Source organism: Geodermatophilus sp. SYSU D00079 (genome assembly GCF_054050635.1).
The window spans coordinates 156,723-177,009 of record NZ_JBJGZS010000002.1 but is presented as its reverse complement, the minus strand read 5'-3'; the positions used below and the strand labels follow the sequence as shown (position 1 = coordinate 177,009).

Annotated in this window: 17 protein-coding genes and 1 tRNA gene; 2 read left to right on the top strand and 16 right to left on the bottom strand. The window is 73.2% G+C overall.

All coding sequences use genetic code 11. The features are described from left to right. Positions 1-124 precede the first annotated feature (124 nt). The 8 genes from rpmA to folC all read right to left on the bottom strand — a co-directional run bounded on the left by rpmA (position 125) and on the right by folC (position 9,403). A complete protein-coding gene (gene rpmA / locus ACI79E_RS02995; protein ID WP_456922643.1) occupies positions 125-382 on the bottom strand; it encodes a 50S ribosomal protein L27 in 258 nt (85 codons plus the stop codon). Positions 383-389: 7 nt separating this feature from the next. Beyond that, positions 390-701, bottom strand: coding sequence for a 50S ribosomal protein L21 (gene rplU, locus ACI79E_RS02990; RefSeq protein WP_089405053.1), 312 nt, complete (start codon positions 699-701; stop codon positions 390-392). 182 nt (positions 702-883) lie between these two features. Beyond that, positions 884-4,168, bottom strand: a complete 3,285-nt coding sequence (locus ACI79E_RS02985; protein WP_456931058.1) for an Rne/Rng family ribonuclease — start codon at positions 4,166-4,168, stop codon at positions 884-886. A 255-nt stretch (positions 4,169-4,423) separates the two neighbouring features. After that, positions 4,424-5,191, bottom strand: coding sequence for a TIGR03936 family radical SAM-associated protein (locus ACI79E_RS02980; RefSeq protein WP_456931057.1), 768 nt, complete (start codon positions 5,189-5,191; stop codon positions 4,424-4,426). Further along, entirely contained in the window at positions 5,191-7,119 is a 1,929-nt protein-coding gene (locus tag ACI79E_RS02975) for a TIGR03960 family B12-binding radical SAM protein (RefSeq protein ID WP_456931056.1), read from the bottom strand. Before ACI79E_RS02975 ends, ACI79E_RS02980 begins: the two co-directional genes overlap by 1 nt. A gap of 102 nt (positions 7,120-7,221) precedes the next feature. Then, a complete protein-coding gene (gene ndk / locus ACI79E_RS02970) occupies positions 7,222-7,641 on the bottom strand; it encodes a nucleoside-diphosphate kinase (RefSeq protein WP_456931055.1) in 420 nt (139 codons plus the stop codon). An 11-nt stretch (positions 7,642-7,652) separates the two neighbouring features. After that, complete coding sequence (locus tag ACI79E_RS02965) at positions 7,653-8,042, bottom strand: DUF4233 domain-containing protein (protein WP_456931054.1); 390 nt, start codon at positions 8,040-8,042, stop codon at positions 7,653-7,655. After that, a complete protein-coding gene (gene folC, locus ACI79E_RS02960; RefSeq protein ID WP_456931053.1) occupies positions 8,039-9,403 on the bottom strand; it encodes a bifunctional tetrahydrofolate synthase/dihydrofolate synthase in 1,365 nt (454 codons plus the stop codon). Before folC ends, ACI79E_RS02965 begins: the two co-directional genes overlap by 4 nt. Positions 9,404-9,445: 42 nt before the next feature. Here folC and valS point away from each other — a divergent pair, with 42 nt between their 5' ends. Continuing rightward, on the top strand, positions 9,446-12,043 hold the full coding sequence (gene valS / locus ACI79E_RS02955) for a valine--tRNA ligase (protein ID WP_456931052.1): 2,598 nt from the start codon (positions 9,446-9,448) through the stop codon (positions 12,041-12,043). Between the two features lie 158 nt (positions 12,044-12,201). Then, positions 12,202-13,125 carry a DUF559 domain-containing protein gene (locus ACI79E_RS02950; RefSeq protein ID WP_456931051.1) on the top strand — a complete coding sequence of 308 codons (924 nt, stop codon included), beginning with the start codon at positions 12,202-12,204 and terminating at the stop codon, positions 13,123-13,125. Between the two features lie 121 nt (positions 13,126-13,246). Here the strand turns inward: ACI79E_RS02950 and clpX are convergent, their stop codons facing one another. From clpX to ACI79E_RS02910, 8 genes are all read right to left on the bottom strand, one after another. Then, a complete protein-coding gene (clpX, locus tag ACI79E_RS02945) occupies positions 13,247-14,518 on the bottom strand; it encodes an ATP-dependent Clp protease ATP-binding subunit ClpX (RefSeq protein WP_456922651.1) in 1,272 nt (423 codons plus the stop codon). A 276-nt stretch (positions 14,519-14,794) separates the two neighbouring features. Further along, the gene (locus tag ACI79E_RS02940; protein ID WP_456931050.1) at positions 14,795-15,421 is read right to left on the bottom strand and encodes an ATP-dependent Clp protease proteolytic subunit; all 627 of its coding nucleotides are present in this window, start codon (positions 15,419-15,421) and stop codon (positions 14,795-14,797) included. Positions 15,422-15,440: 19 nt separating this feature from the next. Beyond that, a complete protein-coding gene (locus ACI79E_RS02935) occupies positions 15,441-16,076 on the bottom strand; it encodes an ATP-dependent Clp protease proteolytic subunit (protein WP_456922653.1) in 636 nt (211 codons plus the stop codon). A gap of 245 nt (positions 16,077-16,321) precedes the next feature. Then, complete coding sequence (gene tig / locus ACI79E_RS02930; protein ID WP_456931049.1) at positions 16,322-17,749, bottom strand: trigger factor; 1,428 nt, start codon at positions 17,747-17,749, stop codon at positions 16,322-16,324. 133 nt (positions 17,750-17,882) lie between these two features. After that, a tRNA-Pro gene (locus tag ACI79E_RS02925) sits at positions 17,883-17,959 on the bottom strand. A 77-nt stretch (positions 17,960-18,036) separates the two neighbouring features. After that, on the bottom strand, positions 18,037-18,465 hold the full coding sequence (locus tag ACI79E_RS02920) for a Fur family transcriptional regulator (RefSeq protein WP_456931048.1): 429 nt from the start codon (positions 18,463-18,465) through the stop codon (positions 18,037-18,039). A 52-nt stretch (positions 18,466-18,517) separates the two neighbouring features. Beyond that, the gene (locus ACI79E_RS02915; RefSeq protein WP_456931185.1) at positions 18,518-19,237 is read right to left on the bottom strand and encodes a TIGR03943 family putative permease subunit; all 720 of its coding nucleotides are present in this window, start codon (positions 19,235-19,237) and stop codon (positions 18,518-18,520) included. A gap of 19 nt (positions 19,238-19,256) precedes the next feature. Continuing rightward, entirely contained in the window at positions 19,257-20,273 is a 1,017-nt protein-coding gene (locus tag ACI79E_RS02910; protein ID WP_456931047.1) for a permease, read from the bottom strand. Positions 20,274-20,287 lie beyond the last annotated feature (14 nt).

Below are 20,287 nucleotides of genomic sequence, written 5' to 3'. Positions count from 1 at the left end.
CCTCTCAGTTCTCGGGTGTCAAGCGCCACGAGCGCACGGGCCGGTGGCCCGTGCGCTCGTGCGCGTGCTGTCGGTCCGCCCCGTCCGCGGGCTCACTGCGAGCCGGCGAGTGGAACGGTGGTGTTCAGGCCTCGACGGCGGCGATGGAGACGGTCCGGCGACCGCGCCGCGTGCCGAAGGTGACCGAGCCCGCCTCCAGGGCGAACAGCGTGTCGTCGCTGCCGCGGCCGACACCCAGGCCCGGGTGGAAGTGGGTGCCGCGCTGGCGCACGATGATCTCGCCGGCCTTCACGACCTGACCACCGAAGCGCTTGACGCCGAGGCGCTGCGCGTTGGAGTCGCGGCCGTTGCGGGAGGACGAGGCGCCCTTCTTGTGTGCCATGTCGTCGTCAGCCCTTCGTGATGTCGCGGACCACGACGTCGGTGAGGGGCTGACGGTGCCCCTGACGCTTGTGGTAGCCGGTCTTGTTCTTGAACTTGTGGATGCGGATCTTCGGACCCTTGCCGTGGCCGACGATCTCGCCGGTCACGGTCACGCCGGCCAGCGCCTGCGCGTCGCTGGTGACGGTGTCACCGTCGACCAGCAGGAGGGCCGGGAGGGTGACGGTGTCGCCCGCCTCACCCGCGAGACGGTTGACCGTGAACCGGTCGCCCACGGCCACCTTGTGCTGCCGGCCACCGGCCTTCACGACTGCGTACACCACTGACTCCTCGATCGCTTCTACGTGTCCTGCGTGCACCCCGGCGACGGGCGCCGGGTGCTGGACGGGCCGCACGCCTGCCAGGCGACACCCTGAGGTGCCCGGCCCGTGGCGGTGCAACCCGACCAGCGTACCCGAGGGATCGGGACCGGGTCGAACCGGTGCCCGAACCCCGGGTGGGCCTACGAGGCCGGCGGTCCGGCCGGCCGGCTGGCCGCACGACGGCGGCGCGGGCGGGTGACCACCGCGGTGGCGCTCCCGTCGTCGGCGACCGGGGCGTCGGCCACGGGGGCCTCGTCGGCGGGCTCGTCCACCGGGCCGGCGTCGTCGGGGCCGGCGCCGGCGGGCACCGCCTCCTCGTCGGTCGCGACCGGCAGCGGAGCCTCGAACGGCGTGCCCGTGTCGGCCGGCGCGCCGGCCTCGGCTGCCGGGGCCTCGACCGCCACCGGGACCTCGGCCGGCCCGCTGGCGGCGTCCGTGACCGTCACCTCGGCCGGGACGGGCGCGTCGTCCGCGACCGGCTCGGCCGGCGCACCGGCGGTGTCCGCGACCGTCACCTCGGCCGGGACGGGGGCGTCGTCCGGGGTGGTCTGGTCGTCGGCGTCGGCGTCGGCGTCGCCCGTGGACGGGGTCAGCACCGCGGCGTCCTCGGCGGCCCGCTCCTCGCCGGCCTGGCTGCGACCGCGGCGGCCCCGGCTGCGGCGGCCACCGGCACGCGGACCGTCGCCCTCGCCGTCCGGCGTGCCGGACGCCGGCGACGCCACCTCGACGGCGACGGTCTCGCGGGCCGCCGGCTCGGGCGCCTCGGCCGGAGTGGCCTCCCTGGCCTGCTGGCCGTTGTCCTTGCCGCGGTCGGGACGGCCCTGGTCACGGCGGCCGTTGCCGCCGCCGGGTCCGCCCGAGCCGTTGCCGCCGCTGCGGCGGCGCTCGTCGACCGGGTCGGTGTTCACCACGACCCCGCGGCCGCGGCAGTGCTCGCACGGCTCGGAGAAGACCTCGAGCAGCCCCTGGCCGACGCGCTTGCGGGTCATCTGCACCAGACCCAGCGAGGTGACCTCGGCGACCTGGTGCTTGGTGCGGTCGCGGCCCAGGCACTCGGTCAGCCGGCGCAGCACGAGGTCGCGGTTGCTCTCGAGCACCATGTCGATGAAGTCGATGACGATGATGCCGCCGATGTCGCGCAGCCGGAGCTGACGGACGATCTCCTCGGCCGCCTCCATGTTGTTGCGCGTGACGGTCTGCTCGAGGTTGCCGCCGGAGCCGGTGAACTTGCCGGTGTTGACGTCGACGACGGTCATCGCCTCGGTGCGGTCGATGACCAGCGAACCGCCGGAGGGCAGCCACACCTTGCGGTCCAGCGCCTTGGCCAGCTGCTCGTCGATGCGCAGGTCGCGGAAGACGTCACCCTCGCCGGTGAACCGGGACAGCCGGCCGGTCAGCTCCGGGGAGACGTGCGCGACGTAGGCCTCGACGGTGTCCCAGGCGTCGTCGCCCTGGACGACGAGCTCCTTGAAGTCCTCGTTGAACACGTCGCGGATGACGCGGATGGCGAGGTCGGGCTCGCCGTAGAGCAGCGTCGGCGCGCTGGAGGTGGACTCCGCCTTCTTGGAGATGACCTCCCACTGCGCCTGCAGCCGGGCGACGTCGCGGGTGAGCTCCTCCTCCGACGCCCCCTCGGCGGCGGTGCGGATGATGACGCCGGCGTCCTCGGGGACGATCTTCTTGAGGATGTCCTTGAGCCGCTGGCGCTCGGTGTCGGGCAGCTTGCGGCTGATGCCGGTCATCGACCCGCCGGGCACGTAGACCAGGAACCGGCCGGGCAGGTTGATCTGCTGGGTCAGGCGGGCGCCCTTGTGGCCGATCGGGTCCTTGGTGACCTGCACCAGCACCTTGTCGCCGGACTTCATGGCCTGCTCGATGGAGCGCTGCTTGCCCGACAGGCCCGCGGCGTCCCAGTTGACCTCACCGGCGTAGAGGACGGCGTTGCGGCCCTTGCCGATGTCGATGAACGCCGCCTCCATGCTGGGCAGCACGTTCTGCACCCGGCCGAGGTAGACGTTGCCGGCGAAGGACGTCGCCTGCGCCTGGGTCACGTAGTGCTCGACCAGCACGTCGTCCTCGAGGACGGCGATCTGGGTGCGCTCGCCCCGCTGGCGGATGACCATCGTGCGGTCGACGGCCTCACGGCGGGCCAGGAACTCGGCCTCGGTGAGGATCGGCGCGCGGCGGCGGCCACTGTCCCGGCCGTCGCGGCGACGCTGGCGCTTGGCCTCCAGCCGAGTGGACCCGGTGACGCCCTTGACGTCGTCGTCACTGGTGGTGCGGCCGTTGCGGCCGGCCCGCTCCGGGCGGTCGTCCTCGGCCTCCGCGGCGGCCTCGCCGTCGCCACTGCTGCCCCGGCGGCGGCGCCGGCGACGGCGGCGGGTGCTGGAGCCGCCCTCGGCCTCGTCGCCCTCGGCGGTGTCCTCGCCGCCCTCGGCGTCACCCTCGGTGTCGTCCTCGTCGGAGTCCTCGGCGCCCTGCTCGTCGCCGGAGTCCTCGTCCTGGTCCGCGTCGGAGTCCTCGGCGTCGCCGGCGTCGTCCCCGCTGCGGCCCCGGCCGCGACCACGGCGACCGCGGCGGCGACGACGGCTGCCGGCCGGGCCGCTGTCGTCGCGGTCCTCCGCCTCGGCGTCGACCTCGGCGTCGGTGTCGGCCTCGGTGTCGGCGGGCTCGTCCTCGTCGGTCTCGACCGCCTCGACGGGAGCGGCCGGCTCGTCACCGGCGCCGCGGCGGCGGGAGCGCCCGCGACGGGACCGGGGGGCCGGCGCCTCCTCGTCGCGGTCCTCCGCCGGCTCGGTGTCGGCCTCCTCGACCACCGGGGACTCCGCGGGGCGGCGGCTGCGCCGGCGCGGTGCGGGCGGCGCCTCGGGCTCGGCCGGGGCGACGAAGCTGACGAAGGCCGGCATCGGCGGCGCGGCGGGCGGGACGGCGGCGTAGGCCCCGGGGTCGGCGGCACCGGCCGGGCGGGTGGCGCGGCGGCGGGGCCGGGCGATGACCGCCGTGGGCTCCGGGGAGCTGAACTGGGCACCGAACCGGGAGGCCGGGTGCTCCTCGGGCTCCGGTTCGTGCTCGGCCTCGGGCGCCGCCGCGGTGCCGGGTGTCGCCGCGGCGCCGGGTGCCGCGTCGTCCCCGGCGGCGGCCGGCTCCGGCTCGGCGGCCGGTCCCGGCTCGACGACGGGAGTCGTCTCGGCCTGGACGGGCAGCGCCTCGGGCGCGAGCTCCGGCGTCGTCTCGGCGGCGTCGGTGGCCTCGGTGTCGGTGGCCCCGGTGTCGGTGGCCCCCGCGTCGGTGGACTCCGCGTCGGTGGCCCCGGCGTCGGTGGGCAGGACCGCGGGGTCCAGGCCCTCGTCGGCCGGCTCCGCCGAGACGGCGGCCGGCGTGGGCTCTGCGGGGACGGGGGTGGTGTCGTCGTTCTGGTCGGCCACGAGGGCTCGCCTCCTGTGTGGTGCTCCCGGGCGCCGATCACGGGGACTGGCGGCCGCGCAGGAGCACGGGTTGGGCGGGTCGGGCCGCCGCGCGGGTACGGCGGCGAGCTCGACTCGCGAAGTCTGTGGCCGGCACCCGCGCGGTGGTACCGCGGCCGGTGCCGGGTGGAGCTGGTGTTCGGTCCTGCGAGATCTCGGGGTGCGTCACGTCTGGCAGCCGTGCCGCTCGACGTCGCGAGGCTCCGGCCCCACCGGTCAGACCGCCGCGTGCTCCCCCTGGCAGCGGGTGCGCGCCGCGCGGTCCGGACCGAGCGGGTCGGCCACGATCCCGCTGTCGTCGAGCCGGCCCTGCGCCTCACGCACGGCCCGAGGGGGCGACGGCGGGCACAGGTCGGCGACGGCAGCAAGAGCGGCCAACACGTCGTCGGGTCGAACGGCGGGCGTCACCTGCCGGACGACCATGGTCAGTATGGCACAACCTGCTGTGCCGGCCGCCGCAGCGGAGGCCACCGGCCCCCGCGCGTCGACGTCCCGCAGGCCGTTCTTGGTGCGCTTGGCGACGGTCACCACGTCGCTGGCCAGGAAGGCGGCGACGGCGGCGGCCAGCTCCTCCGGCTCCACGCCCGGCAGCTCCACGCGCCAGCGGGCGGCGTCGATCCGGTCGGCCAGCGAGCCGCCGCCCTCGGCGGCCTCGACGCACTCGAGGACGTCGACCCCCGGGGGCAGGGACGCGTCGAGCGCGGCCCGCACCGCCTCGGGGTCGCGGGCCTCGGCCAGGCCGATCTCGACGTACTCGGCCTCGCTGGCCGCACCGGTCGGCGCCGCCCCGACGTAGGAGATCTTCGGGTGCGGGCTGAACCCGGCGGAGAACGCCATCGGCACCCCGGCCCGGCGCAGCGCGCGTTCCAGCGCCCGCGCGAGGTCGCGGTGGGAGGCGAAGCGCAGCGGGCCGCGCTTGGCGTAGCGCAGCCGCAGCTTCTGGACGGTCGGCGGCGGGGGCGGGCCCTCCGGCTGGCGCGCCACTAGCGGCCGACGACCGTGAGCGGGAGCAGGCTGCGTCCGGTCGGGCCGATCTGGATCTCGGTGCCGTTGGTCGGGCAGACGCCGCAGTCGTAGCAGGGGGTCCACCGGCAGTCGGCGACCTCCTCCTCGCTCAGGGCCTCCTGCCAGTCGTCCCAGAGCCACTCCTTGTCCAGCCCGGAGTCCAGGTGATCCCAGGGCAGGATCTCCTCCTGGGTGCGCTCCCGGGTGGTGAACCAGTCCAGGTCCACGCCGAAGGCGCGCAGCTCCTCGGCCGCGGCCGCCGTCCAGCGCTCGTAGGAGAAGTGCTCGCTCCAGCCGTCGAACCTGCCGCCCTCGCGCCACACCCGCTCGATGACCCGGCCGACGCGGCGGTCCCCGCGGGAGAGCAGGCCCTCGACCACGCCGGGCTTGCCGTCGTGGTAGCGCAGGCCGATGGAGCGGCCGATCCGGCGGTCGCTGTTGATGGCCTGCCGGAGCACCCGCAGCCGGTGGTCGATGGTCTCGGCGCTGGCCTGCCCGGCCCACTGGAACGGCGTGTGCGGCTTGGGCACGAACCCGCCGATGGAGACGGTGCAGCGGACGTCCTTGGAGCCGCTGGCCTCGCGCCCGGCGCGGATCACCTCGACCGCCAGCTCGGCGATCTCCAGCACGTCCTCGTCGGTCTCGGTGGGCAGACCGCACATGAAGTAGAGCTTCACCTGCCGCCAGCCGTTGGCGTAGGCGGTGGTGACGGTGCGGACGAGGTCCTCCTTGGACACCGTCTTGTTGATCACCCGGCGGATCCGCTCGCTGCCGCCCTCGGGGGCGAAGGTCAGACCGCTGCGCCGCCCGTTGCGGGACAGCTCGTTGGCCAGGGTCACGTTGAAGGCGTCCACGCGGGTCGACGGCAGCGACAGGCCGGTGTTGGTGCCCTCGTAGCGGTCGGCGAGCTCCTTGGCCAGCTGGCCGATCTCGGAGTGGTCGGCGCTGGACAGCGACAGCAGCCCGACCTCCTCGTAGCCGGTGGCCCGCAGCCCCTGGTCGACCATGGAGCCGATGCCGGTGATGGTCCGCTCACGCACCGGGCGGGTGATCATCCCGGCCTGGCAGAACCGGCAGCCGCGGGTGCAGCCGCGGAAGATCTCCACGCTCATCCGCTCGTGCACGCTCTCGGCCAGCGGCACCAGCGGCGTCTTCGGGTAGGGCCACTCGTCGAGGTCCATGACGGTGCGCTTGCCGACCCGCGCCGGGACGTCGTCCCGGGTGCGGGTGACGGCCGCGATCGCGCCGTCCGGGCCGTAGGACACCGCGTAGAACCGCGGCACGTACACGCCGTCCACCCGGGCGAGGCGGGCCAGCAGCTCGACCCGGCCGCCGGGCCGGCCCTGCTCCTTCCACGCCGCGACGACATCGGTGATGTCACCGACGGCCTGCTCGCCGTCACCGAGGACGGCGCAGTCGACGAAGTCGGCGATCGGCTCGGGGTTGAACGCCGCGTGCCCGCCGGCCACCACCACCGGGTGGCTCTCGTCGCGGTCGAGGGCGTGCAGCGGGACGCCGGCCAGGTCGAGGGCCTCGAGCAGGTTGGTGTAGCCCAGCTCGGTGGCGAAGCTGACCCCGAGCAGGTCGAAGTCGCGCACGGCGCGGTGGGCGTCGACGGTGAACTGCGGCACGCCGTGCTCGCGCATCAGGCCGGCGAGGTCGGGCCAGACGGCGTAGGTGCGCTCGGCCAGGGCGTCGGGGCGCTCGTTGAGCACCTCGTAGAGGATCATCAGGCCCTGGTTGGGCAGCCCGACCTCGTAGGCGTCGGGGTACATCAGGGCCCAGTGGACGGCGACGTCGTCCCAGGCCTTCACCTGCGCGTTGAGCTCACCGCCGACGTACTGGATCGGCTTCTGCACCTGCGCGAGGAGCGGTTCGAGGCGGGGATAGAGCGTGGCACCAGTCATGACCCGTCCAGGGTAGACGCGTGCCGGTGGGCGTCGAGATCGCGCCATCTCGCACCGCCGCGCGGGCGGGCAGGTGCGAGATGGCGTGATCTCGACGGGGCCTCAGCCCAGGTCGGGGAAGAACAGCGCGATCTCGCGGGCGGCGGACTCCGGCGAGTCCGAGCCGTGCACGATGTTGTTCTGCACCTCGAGGGCGAAGTCGCCGCGGATGGTGCCCGGGCCGGCCTGCACCGGGTCGGTGGCGCCGGCCAGGGCCCGGAAGGCCTCGATCGCCCGCGGACCCTCGACGACCAGGGCCATGAGCGGGCCGCTGGTGATGAACTCCACCAGCGACGGGAAGAACGGCCGCTCCCGGTGCTCGGCGTAGTGCGTCTCGGCGACCTCGGCGGTCAGGGTGCGCAGCTCGGCGGCGACCAGGCGCAGACCCTTGGCCTCCAGGCGCGAGATCACCTCGCCGACCAGGCCACGGGCGACGCCGTCGGGCTTGACGAGGACCAGGGTGCGGGGAGTGGCTTCAGACACGAGCGCGGAGCCTACGCGGGCGGATCGCCGCCGCTCCTGGGCGCGGGTTCCCGGAACGGGGAGCCCAGCAGCTCCTTGCGGATCTGCAGCAGGTACAGCCAGATGAGCAGGAACGCACCGGCGACGAACCACATCGCGCTGTTGAGCAGGCCGGTCGCCAGCAGCGGCACCTGCAGCGCGGTGGCCGCGACCAGCCCCCAGGCCCGGCGCTGCACGCCCGCGGCGAGGACCAGCAGCACCGCCAGGACCAGCAGCGCGGTGAGCCGGCCGCCGGTCAGGCCGGGGCCGCTCTGCGCGATCCCCCGCGGCACGAACAGCACCGCGATGCCCTCGAGCACGAGCACGCCCGCGGCCGCGCCCCGCAGCGCCCGGGCCGCCCGCACGGGGTCGGGAGCCGTCACGGCGTCGTCCCGCCCATGAGCGTGCGGGCCTCCCCCGCCGTGATCACGCTGCCGGTGACCAGCACACCGGAGCCGCCGAGGGCGTCGTCCGGCCCGGCCTCGGCCAGCTCGATCGCCTCCGTGAGCGCCTCGGGCAGCCGCGGGGAGACGCTGACCCGGTCGGCTCCGAAGACGTCGACCGCCAGTGCCCCCAGCTCGTCGGCCGGCATCGCGCGCGCCGAGCTGTTCTGGGTGACGACGAGCTCGGCGCAGACGTCCTCGAGCGCCGCCAGCATCCCGGCGACGTCCTTGCCCCGCACCGCCCCGACCACGCCGACCAGGCGGGTGAAGTCGAAGGACTCGCGGATCGCCTCCACCGTCGCGGCCATGCCGGCGGGGTTGTGCGCGGCGTCGACCAGCACCGTCGGGCTGGTGCGCACGCGCTCCAGCCGGCCGGGCGAGCGGACGGCGGCGAACGCGGCGCGCACCGTGTCGACGTCCACGGGGCCGGTGGTGGCGCCGGCACCGAGGAACGCCTCGACGGCCGCCAGCGCGGTGGCGGCGTTCTGCGCCTGGTGGGCGCCGAACAGCGGGATGAAGACGTCCTCGTACTCACCGCCCAGGCCCTGCAGCCGCAGCTGCTGCCCGCCGACGGCGACCTTCCGCTCGAGGACGCCGAACTCGGTGCCCTCGCGGGCGACGACGGCCTCCACCTCGACCGCGCGGCGGACCAACGCGTCCAGCGCGCCGGGCTGCTGCCGGGCGAGGACGGCGATCGCGTCGGGCTTGATGATCCCGGCCTTCTCACCGGCGATCGTGGTCACGTCGGGCCCGAGGTACTCGGCGTGGTCGAGCGCGACGGGGGTGACGACCGCGACGCGGGCGTCGACGACGTTGGTGGCGTCCCAGGTGCCGCCCATGCCGACCTCGATGACCGCGACGTCGACCGGGGCGTCGGCGAAGGTCGCGTACGCCATGCCGACCATGACCTCGAAGAAGCTCATCGGGTGCTCGCCGGCGGTGTCGACCATCTGCACGTAGGGGGCGATGTCGTCGTAGGTCTCCACGAACCGCTGCGCGCTCACCGGCTCGCCGTCGAGGACGATCCGCTCGCGCATCGACTCCAGGTGCGGGCTGGTGAACCGGCCCACCCGCAGCCCGAAGCCGCGCAGCAGCTCGTCGACCATGCGGGCGGTCGTCGTCTTGCCGTTGGTGCCCGCGACCTGGACGACCGGGTAGGCACGATGGGGACTGCCCAGCAGGTCGACGAGGGCGGAGATGCGGCCGAGTGACGGCTGGAGGCGGCTCTCCGGCCAGCGGGCCAGCAGTTCCTCCTCGACACGGGCGAGGTCGGGGGGGCCCTCGGAACTGCTGCTGCTCATCCTCCCCAGGATGCCAGCCGCCCACTTCCTAGGATGAGGTACATGGTCACCGACACCCGCACCCCGGACACCCCCGCCCCGGGCGGCTCCGTCGGCGCACCGGAGAAGCCGTCGCTGGACGGGCTCGAGGAGAAGTGGACCGGTCGCTGGGCGACCGAGGACACCTACGCCTTCGACCGGGCGGCCGCGCTGGCCGGCCCGCGCGAGCAGATCTGGTCGATCGACACCCCCCCGCCCACGGCCAGCGGCTCCCTGCACGTGGGGCACGTGTTCAGCTACACCCACACCGACATCGTCGCCCGCTACCAGCGGATGCGCGGCAAGCACGTCTTCTACCCAATGGGCTGGGACGACAACGGCCTGCCCACCGAGCGCCGGGTGCAGAACTACTACGGCGTGCGCTGCGACCCGTCGCTGCACTACGACCCCGACTTCCGGCCCCCGGCCAAGCCGGGCAAGGACCAGCTGCCGATCTCCCGGCGCAACTTCGTCGAGCTCTGCGAGCGGCTGACCGCCGAGGACGAGGCCGAGTTCGAGAAGCTGTGGCGCCGGGTCGGGCTGTCGGTGGACTGGTCGAACGTCTACCGGACGATCTCGGAGTCCTCCCGCGCCACGGCGCAGCGCATGTTCCTGCACAACCTCGCCCGCGGCGAGGCCTACGCGCAGGAGGCGCCGACCCTCTGGGACGTCACCTTCCGGACGGCGGTCGCCCAGGCCGAGCTTGAGGACCGCGAGCGGCCCGGCGCCTACCACCGCATCTCCTTCTCCGGCCCCGAGGGCCCGGTCTTCATCGAGACCACCCGCCCCGAGCTGCTGCCCGCCTGCGTCGCCCTGGTCGCCCACCCCGACGACGAGCGCTACCGGTCGCTGTTCGGCTCCACCGTGCGCACGCCGGTGTTCGACGTCGAGGTGCCGGTGGTCGCCCACCGCCTCGCCGAGCCGGACAAGGGCTCGGGCATCGCGATGATCTGCACCTTCGGCGACCTCAACGACGTCACCTGGTGGCGGGAGCTGCAGCTGCCCACCCGCGCGGTCATCGGCTGGGACGGCCGGCTGGTGGCCGACCCGCCGGCGGGCCTGTCCTCCGACGGCGCGACGTCGGCCTACCGCGAGCTGGCCGGCAAGACCGCGCACGCCGCCCGCGAGCGCATGGTCGAGCTGCTGCGCGAGTCCGGCGACCTGCACGGCGACCCGAAGCCGATCACCCACCCGGTCAAGTTCTTCGAGAAGGGCGACCGGCCGCTGGAGATCGTCACCACGCGACAGTGGTACATCCGCAACGGCGGCCGGGACGCCGACCTGCGCGAGGCCCTCATCGCCCGTGGCCGGGAGATCACCTGGGTGCCCGAGCACATGCGGCACCGGTACGACAACTGGGTCGAGGGCCTCAACGGCGACTGGCTGATCAGCCGGCAGCGGTTCTTCGGCGTCCCCTTCCCGGTCTGGTACCGGCTGGACGCCGAGGGCGAGCCGGACTACTCCGACCCGATCCTCGCCCCCGAGTCGGCGCTGCCGGTCGACCCGTCGTCCGACGTGCCGGAGGGGTTCACCGAGGAGCAGCGCGGCGTGCCCGGCGGGTTCATGGCCGACCCCGACGTCATGGACACCTGGGCGACGTCGTCGCTGTCCCCGCAGGTGGCCTCGCGCTGGGACACCGACCCGGAGCTGTTCGCCAAGGTCTTCCCGATGGACCAGCGGCCGCAGGCGCACGACATCATCCGCACCTGGCTGTTCTCCACCGTCGTCCGCTCGCACTTCGAGTTCGGCACGGTGCCGTGGACGCACGCGACGATCTCCGGCTTCGTCGTCGACCCCGACCGCAAGAAGATGTCGAAGTCCAAGGGCAACGTCGTCACCCCGATCGACGTGCTGGAGCGCTTCGGCACCGACGCCGTCCGGTGGCGGGCCGCCGGGGCGCGGCCGGGCGCGGACTCGCCGTTCGACGAGGCGCAGATGAAGGTCGGCCGCCGGCTGGCCATCAAGATCCTCAACGTCGGGAAGTTCGTGCTGGGGCTGGGCGCGTCGGCCGACCTGTCGGCCTCGGCCGTGACCGAGCCGATGGACCTCGGCCTGCTGGCCGGCCTCGCGGCCGTGGTCGACGAGGCCACCGCGGCGATGGAGGCCTACAACTACACCCGCGCGCTCGAGGTCGCCGAGGGGTTCTTCTGGTCGTTCTGCGACGACTACGTGGAGCTGGTGAAGTCCCGGGCCTACGGGTCGGACGACGCCGCCCGCTCCGCGCAGGCCACGCTGGCGATCGCGCTGTCGGTGCAGCTGCGCCTGTTCGCCCCCGTGCTGCCGTTCGTCACCGAGGAGGTCTGGTCCTGGTGGCAGGCCGGCTCGGTGCACCGGGCCGCGTGGCCGGCCGCGTCCGAGCTGCCGACCGGCGGCGACCCGTCGGTGGTGACGGTCGTGGCCGCGGCGCTGGCCGGGGTGCGCAAGGCCAAGTCCGACGCCAAGCAGTCGATGCGGGCCGACGTCGAGTCGGCGACGGTGACCGCGCCGGCCGAGCAGGTGCCGCTGGTGGAGGCCGGCCGCCGCGACCTGGCCGAGGCGGGCCGGATCGCCGCCCTCGACATCGTGGCCGGCGAGGGCCCGCTCACCGTGGACGTCGTCCTCGCCCCCACCCCGGAGGCCTGACCCCGCTCCCTGTTGGGCGTGTGATGTGCGGTTGCGGCGCGTTCTGAGCCAGGAACGCACCACAACCGCACATCACTGATGCGTCCACACCTGAGCAGCAGTTCCACAGACCGGGTGACGGGCGTCCGCCGGCGGGCTCTCCACCGCACCGTGGCGAGGTGCCCCGGGACCTCACGGCTCTGCTCGCCCCGTACGGCGTGGTCCGCGCCGTGGACCTCACCGGCCACGTGGACCGACACACGGTGGGGCGGTGGGTGGCGGCCGGTCGCCTGCTGCGGCCCTACCGCGGGGTCGTCGCGCTGCCCGGGTCGTGGGACGAGTGGCCGACCCGGGCACTCGGCGCCGTGCTCGCCACCGGCGGCACCCTGAGCCACGGCTCCGCCCTGACGGTGTGGCGCGTGCGCTCGGGCGCCGACGAGGACGCCGTGCACGTCTCCGTACCACCGGGACGCCGGGCCCTGTCCGGTCGGGGGCTCGTGGTCCACCGGGCGCGGGACCTCGCTCCCGACCGGATCGGCTGGTTCCCCGTCACACCCCTCGCCCGGTCGCTGGTGGACAGCTGGGGATGGGCGCACGGCCGGGCCGGTACCCGCCGCTCGGTCGACCGCGCCAGAGCAGCCGTCATCGAGGCACTCCGGGACCGGCGGGTGGGCCTCCGCGAGCTGCGGTCCGACGCTGCGCGCAGGCCGGGTCTCCCAGGCCGTCGGGAGCTCGACACGTTGGTCAAGCTGATCGCCCAGGGCTGCCAGAGCGAGCTGGAGATCTGGGGCGTCCGCGAAGTGCTGAGAGGGCCCGGCATACCGCCCTTCGTCCAGCAGCACGCCGTCGACCTGCCCTTCGGCACCGTCCACCTGGATGCGGCCGTCCCCGAGTTGAAGGTGGCCGTGGAACTCGACGGTGCGGCCTTCCACGGCAGCGCCGCCGATCGTGAGCGGGACATCCGTCGCGATGCGGCTCTCGCCGCTCGGGGCTGGGTCGTCCTCCGGTTCAGCCATCGCCGGCTCACCCGCGAGCCCGACGCCTGTCGCCGGGAGATCGTGGAGGTCTGCCGAGCTCGACGGGCCCAGCTCGGCGCCGGGTGATGTGCGCCCACGGCGTCTCTCGACGCCTGGATGCGCCTCAACTGCACATCGCCGGGTCGAGAGAGCGCGACGGCCCGCCTCCCTCGGGGGAGACGGGCCGTCGTGGCGGAGCGGTGGCGGGTCAGGCGCTCTTCTCGCGGGGGGCGCGGGTCGGCTTGCGGGGCACGATCGTCGGGTTGACGTGCTCCAGCACGACCTCCTTGGTGATCACCACGGAGGCGACGTCGTCCCGGCTGGGGACGTCGTACATGACCGACTGGAGGACCTCCTCCATGATCGCCCGGAGGCCACGGGCGCCGGTGCCCCGCAGGATCGCCTGGTCGGCGATGGCCTCGAGGGCGTCCTCGGTAAACTCCAGCTCCACCCCGTCGAGCTCGAACAGCCGGCGGTACTGGCGCACCAGGGCGTTCTTCGGCTCGGTCAGGATGTTGATCAGCGCCTCGCGGTCCAGCTTCTGCACGCTGGTGATCACCGGGAGCCGGCCGATGAACTCGGGGATCATCCCGAACTTCAGCAGGTCCTCCGGCATGACCTCGGCGAAGGCGTTGGCCTCCTCGATCTCCTTCTTGCCGCGGATCTCCGAGCCGAAGCCGATGCCCTGCTTGCCGGCCCGCTGCTCGATGATCTTCTCCAGCCCGGCGAAGGCGCCGCCCACGATGAACAGCACGTTCGTCGTGTCGATCTGGATGAACTCCTGGTGCGGGTGCTTGCGGCCACCCTGCGGCGGCACCGACGCCGTCGTCCCCTCGAGGATCTTCAGCAGCGCCTGCTGCACGCCCTCACCGGAGACGTCGCGGGTGATCGACGGGTTCTCGCTCTTGCGGGCGATCTTGTCGACCTCGTCGATGTAGATGATCCCGGTCTCGGCGCGCTTGACGTCGTAGTCGGCGGCCTGGATCAGCTTGAGGAGGATGTTCTCGACGTCCTCACCGACGTACCCGGCCTCGGTGAGGGCGGTCGCGTCGGCGATGGCGAACGGGACGTTGAGCATCCGCGCCAGCGTCTGGGCGAGGTGCGTCTTGCCGCAGCCGGTGGGGCCCATGAGCAGGATGTTGGACTTGGCCAGCTCGACCGAGTCGTCACGCCCGCCGACGCCGCCGGCCTGCACCCGCTTGTAGTGGTTGTAGACCGCCACCGAGAGCGTCCGCTTGGCCTTGTCCTGGCCGATCACGTACTGCTCGAGGAAGTCGTGGATCTCCTTGGGCTTCGGCAGCTCGTCGAACTTCAGGTCCGACGACTCCGAGAGCTCTTCCTCGATGATCTCGTTGCAGAGGTCGATGCACTCGTCGCAGATGTAGACCCCGGGGCCAGCGATGAGCTTCTTGACCTGCTTCTGGCTCTTGCCGCAGAACGAGCACTTGAGCAGGTCACCGCTCTCACCGATTCGTGCCACCTGCTGACCTCCACCTCGGGGAATCAGGCCCTGGTCTCAGGTACCTGCGTGTGAACTGGTGCTGATGTCCCGTACACGGCCCCGCACTCCGCGAGGCTCTCCTCCCGGCGCTGTCTCTGCCGGGGATCGGGCGCTCGCCGACGGTACCTGCCTGCACCGATCCGGTCGGGCGATGACTCGCCCGGCCGGGTCGCTGCTGACCACATGCGTCCCGCGTCCCCCGACGGTACGGGTCGGGAGCGCGACACGCGCACCCTCGACCCGTACCGATCGAGCTCAGCTGGGCAGTGCGTTGAGCTTCCGGCTCTGGATGACCTGGTCGACGATGCCGTAGGCCTTGGCCTCGTCGGCGGTCAGGATCTTGTCGCGCTCGATGTCGGTGCGGACCTGCTCGACGGTCTGCCCGGTGTGGCGGGCGAGGATCTCCTCCATCTGCGACCGCACCCGCTGGATCTCCGCGGCGTGGATCTCGAGGTCGGAGACCTGACCGCCGGACTCACCCGACGGCTGGTGGATCAGCACCCGCGAGTACGGCAGCGCCAGCCGCTTGCCCGGCGTCCCGGCGGCCAGCAGGACGGCGGCGGCGGAGGCGGCCTGGCCCATGCAGACGGTCTGGATGTCGGGGCGGACGAACATCATCGTGTCGTAGATCGCCATCAGCGAGGTGAACGAGCCACCGGGCGAGTTGATGTAGATCGTGATGTCGCGGTCGGGGTCGGCCGACTCGAGCGTGATCAGCTGGGCCATCACGTCGTTGGCCGAGGCGTCGTCGATCTGCACCCCGAGGAAGATGATCCGTTCCTCGAAGAGCTTGTTGTAGGGGTTGGACTCCTTCATGCCGTAGCTCGTGCGCTCCACGAAGGAGGGCAGCACGTACCGGCTGGAGGGCATCTGGAAGCTCATGCTCGTTCTCCTCGGACCCTCAGTTGTCGGTGACCGGGTTGGCGCTGTCGGTCATGGTGGCCCGGCTGACCACGTGGTCGACGAAGCCGTACTCGAGGGCTTCCTGCGCGGTGAACCAGCGGTCGCGGTCGGAGTCCTTCTCGATCTGCTCGATGGGCTGCCCGGTGTGCAGCGACTGCAGCTCGTTGAGCTCCCGCTTGGTGCGGCGGAACAGGTCGGCCTGGATGGCGATGTCCGACGCGGTGCCGCCGACGCCGGCCGACGGCTGGTGCATCATGATCCGCGCGTGCGGCAGGGCGTAGCGCTTGCCCTTGGTGCCCGCAGTCAGCAGGAACTGGCCCATCGAGGCGGCCAGGCCCATGCCGTAGGTGGCGACGTCGCAGTCGATGAACTGCATCGTGTCGTAGATCGCCATGCCGGCGGTGACCGAGCCGCCGGGCGAGTTGATGTACAGGTGGATGTCCTGCTTCGGGTCCTCGGCGGACAGCAGGAGCATCTGGGCGGCCAGCTGGTTGGCGATGACGTCGTCGACCTGGCTGCCCAGGAAGATGATGCGCTCCCGCAGGAGACGCTCGTAGACCGAGTCGTTGAGGTTCATCCCCCCGGCGGCGGCACGCAGCAGCGGCGCGCTCGCCAGGTTCGGGTTGGTGCTCACGGGTGTGGTGACCTCCGTAGGACTGTCGGGCAGTCGGTCTCGGTGGGTGGGGCTGGTGGTGCGGGCCCGGGGAGCCCGCTGCGCCTGCTCTGCGTCGACCCTAACGCGCAGGCCGCGGGGAGCAGTCCCGGCGCGGGCGGTGTTCGCCGTGGGCGCAGCGACCCGCCCGGGCGGTCCCGGAACGAGCGACGCCGCCCCTCCCCGGGTCGGGGCGGGACGGCGTCGGTCGTCGGTGCGGGTGCGGGTCAGGCCTTGGGAGCGTCCCCGGCGTCCGCGGTGCCGGCCTCGTCGGTGGCGGCGTCGGCGGCGTCGTCCTCCGCGGACCCGGCGTCGGCGTCGGGGGCCTGCTCCGTGCGGGGGCGCAGGCCCTCGAGGTCGACAACGTTGCCCGAGGCGTCGGTGATCGTCGTCTGCTCGAGCAGCTGGGCCAGGGCCTTGGTGCGGCGCACGTCGGCCACGAACTCGGCGATGTTGCCGCCCTGCTGCAGCTGCTGCGCGTACTGCTCGGGGCTCATCCGGTTGCGCTGGGCCTGGGCCATGATCTGCGCCGAGAGGTCCTCGTTGTCGACGGTGATCTCCCGGGCGTCGGCGATCGCGTCCAGGATGAACTGGGTCCGCACCGCCTCCTCGATGTTCTTGCGCTGGTCGGCGTCGTAGGCCTCGCGGTCCTCGACACCGGACATCTGCAGGAAGCTGTCCCAGTCCATGCCGGCCTGCTGCAGCTGGCCCTCCATGGTCCGGTTGCGCCACTCGATCTCGCGCTCGACCAGGTTCTCCGGGATCGGGACCTCGACGGCCTCGAGCAGGTGCTCGACCAGCTTGTCGCGGGCCTGCGCGCCCTGCTGCAGGACCTTGGTGCGGGCCAGGCGGGTGCGGACGTCCTCGCGGAGCTCCTCGAGGGTGTCGAACTCGCTCGCGGTCGAGGCGAACTCGTCGTCGAGCTCCGGGAGCTCCTTGGTCTTCACCGAGCGGACGGTGACGGTGACGTCGGCCAGCTCGCCGGAGTTGGGGCCGTTGAGCAGCGCGGTCTGGAAGGTCTTCGACTCGTCCGCCGACAGGCCGCGGACGGCGTCGTCGAGGCCCTCCATCAGCGAGCCGGTGCCGACCTCGTAGGACATGCCGGTGGTCGAGCCGTCCTCGAGCACCTCGCCGTTGAGCTTGGCCTCGAGGTCGATGGACACGAAGTCGCCGTCCTGGACCGCGCGGTCGACGGCGGTGAGCATGGCGAACCGCTCACGCATGACCGAGATCTGCTGGTCGATCTCCTCGTCGGTGACCTCGACGTCGTCGACGGTCACGGACAGCTCGTCGAGCGAGGGCAGCTCGACCTTGGGGGCGACGTCGACCTCGGCGGTGAAGGCCAGGGTGTCGTTGTCGTCGAGGCGGGTGACCTCGATGTCGGGCTGGCCGAGCACGCGGACCTGGTTCTCGCGGACGACCTCGGAGTAGACCTCCGGGATGGCGTGCTGGACGACCTGCTCCAGGACGACCGGCCGGCCGATGCGCTGGTCGAGCACCCGGTTGGGCACCTTGCCGGGGCGGAAGCCGGGCACGCGCACCTGGCGGCCGAGCTCCTTGTAGACCTCACCGAAGGCGTGGTCCAGGTCCCCCCACGGCACCTCGATCGCCATCCGGACCCGCGTGGGGCCCAGTTCCTCGATGGTGCTCTTCACAGCGGCAGTGCTCCTCGATCGAAAGACAGGGACGGTCGCCGGGCCGGTTCGACGGCGCCGGGTGTCGACCCACGAGCATAGAGACGTCGCGGGAACGGCCGGGGCGGCGGGCGGGGGACCCGCACGGCACCCCTGGTCGGGGTGGCGGGATTTGAACCCACGGCCCCCCGCTCCCAAAGCGGGTGCGCTACCAAGCTGCGCCACACCCCGTGGCGGACCGAGTCTAGGTGGCCGCACGCCCGGTGCGGGCGCCTGGGCGGGAGCCGGGACGGCACAGGCCCCCGGGTTCAGCCGCCGTCCGCGGCCTGGGCCTCCCCCTCGCCGCTCCTCCGGGAGGCCCGGTGGCACTCGGCGCAGGTGCCGAAGATCTCCAGGGTGTGGCTGAGGTCGACGAAGCCGTGCTCGCCGGCGACCCGGCTCGCCCACCGCTCCACCGCCGGCCCGGCCACCTCGACGGTGCGCCCGCACACCCGGCAGACGAGGTGGTGGTGGTGACCGGTGCTGCACCGGCGGTAGAGGGCCTCCCCGGAGTCGGTCCGGATGGAGTCCAGCTCCCCGTCCCCGGCGAGGGACTGCACCGCCCGGTAGACCGTCGTCAGCCCGATGGCGTCACCGGCGTCCCGGAGCCGGGCGTGCACGTCCTGGATGCTGTGGAAGCCGTCGAGCGTGGAGAAGATGGTGCGCACGGCATCTCGTTGACGGGTCGCCCTGGCCACTCCCCCATGATCGCGCGCCGACCGCGCGGAGGATCACGCCCCCTCCGTCGACTCAGCCCTGGTAGGTGTTCGACGGAGCGTCGATGGTGGTCACCGAGCGCGGGGAGATCGCCGCCTCGGGGTAGCCGCCGCCGGGGTGGGGCTGCGGCGGCGCCCACGAGCCGATGACCTCGACCCACTGGTCGGCGGCCAGGTCGCCCTGCGGGGCGTCGACCACGACGGTGAACGCGACGGCGTCGGCCGCGCAGCAGCTGATCGCGATGCGGGAGACGTACCAGCCACCGCCGTCGCGCGGCGTGACGAAGCCGGTGAGCCGGACGAGCCGGCCCTCGAGGGCGCTGGTGTCGACGGCGAGCGCGTGGTGCGAGTAGTCGAGCAGGGTCATCGTGCGGTGGTCCTCGCCGGGGTCGTCCTGACCGATCCCGCCCGCGGGCGGTCGGGTCGGCGCCTCGATCTGCTGGGCCTGGCGCGCCGCGGTGAAGGAGCCGAGTGCGGGCGGGGCGACCAGCAGCACCACCGCCACGGGCAAGAGCAGCAGCCATGCCACGCGGGGGGCGGCGTGGCCGTGGTCGTGCCCTGCCGTTCCACCGGCCGCCGCGTCGCGGTGCGAGCGCGCGCGGACGACGCCGACGAGGCCGAGGAGGAGCAGGACACCGGCGGCGAGCAGGAGCAGCGGCCGGAAGCCCGGCTGGACGTAGGCGAGGTGGGCGTCGCCGAGCGCGACGCTGAGGGTGACGCCTCCCAGGAGGAGGAGCACCGCGAACTGGGTCATCCGGTCCACGGCCCGCTCCTCACCACACGACCCAGGCGACGGCGAGCGCCGAGAGGACGGCGACCGCGAAGGTCACCGGCGCGAACCGCAGCGCGAACCGGCGCCCGAAGGTCCCCGACTGGAGCGCGATCAGCTTCACGTCCACGACCGGCCCCACGACGAGGAAGACCAGCCGCGAGGTGAGGCTGAAGGAGGTCAGGCTCGCGGCCACGAAGGCGTCGGCCTCCGAGCAGATCGCCAGGACGACCGCGAGGACCGCCAGCACGAGGACCGACAGCACCGGGGAGTCCCCGATCGACTCCAGCCACGACCGGGGGACGGCGACGTTGAGGGTCGCGGCGGTGAGTCCGCCGACGACCAGGAAACCGCCGGCGTGCAGGAGGTCGTGCTGTGCGGCCTCGCGGAAGACCTCGAGCCGGCCGGCACCCGGACGACCGGCGGAGCGGCGAGGCAGCCGCAGCCACTCGCCCCGGCCGTAGGCGGTCCACAGCCAGCCCATGACGAGGGCCACCAGCAGGGAGGCGGCGAAGCGGGCGGCGGCCATGAGCGGCTCGTCGGGGAAGGCCACCGCGGTCGCGACGAGCACCACCGGGTTGATCGCCGGAGCCGACAGCAGGAACGCCAGCGCCGCCGCCGGCGCGACCCCGCGGCGCACCAGGCTCCCGGCGACCGGCACGGAGGCACACTCGCAGCCGGGCAGGACCGCACCGCTCAGTCCGGCCACCGGTACGGCCAGCGCCGGCCGCCGGGGCAGGGCCCGCTCGAAGAACGACGGCGGGACGAAGGCGCTGATGGCTGCGGACAGCAGCACCCCGACCACCAGGAACGGCAGCGCCTGGAGGCACACCGCGACGAAGACGGTCGCCCAGGCCTGCAGCTCCGGGATGTCGAACAGGTCCGGCCACAGCCACCGGATGAGCAGCATCTGGGCCAGCAGTCCGATCAGGAAGTCCCGGGAGGTCGGCAGCTTCGCGGCCCGGTCGGCGGGCGAGGCCGCACGGCCACGGGCCTGCGCGGACGTCGCGGACTCGGGCATGCACTCCCCCGTTG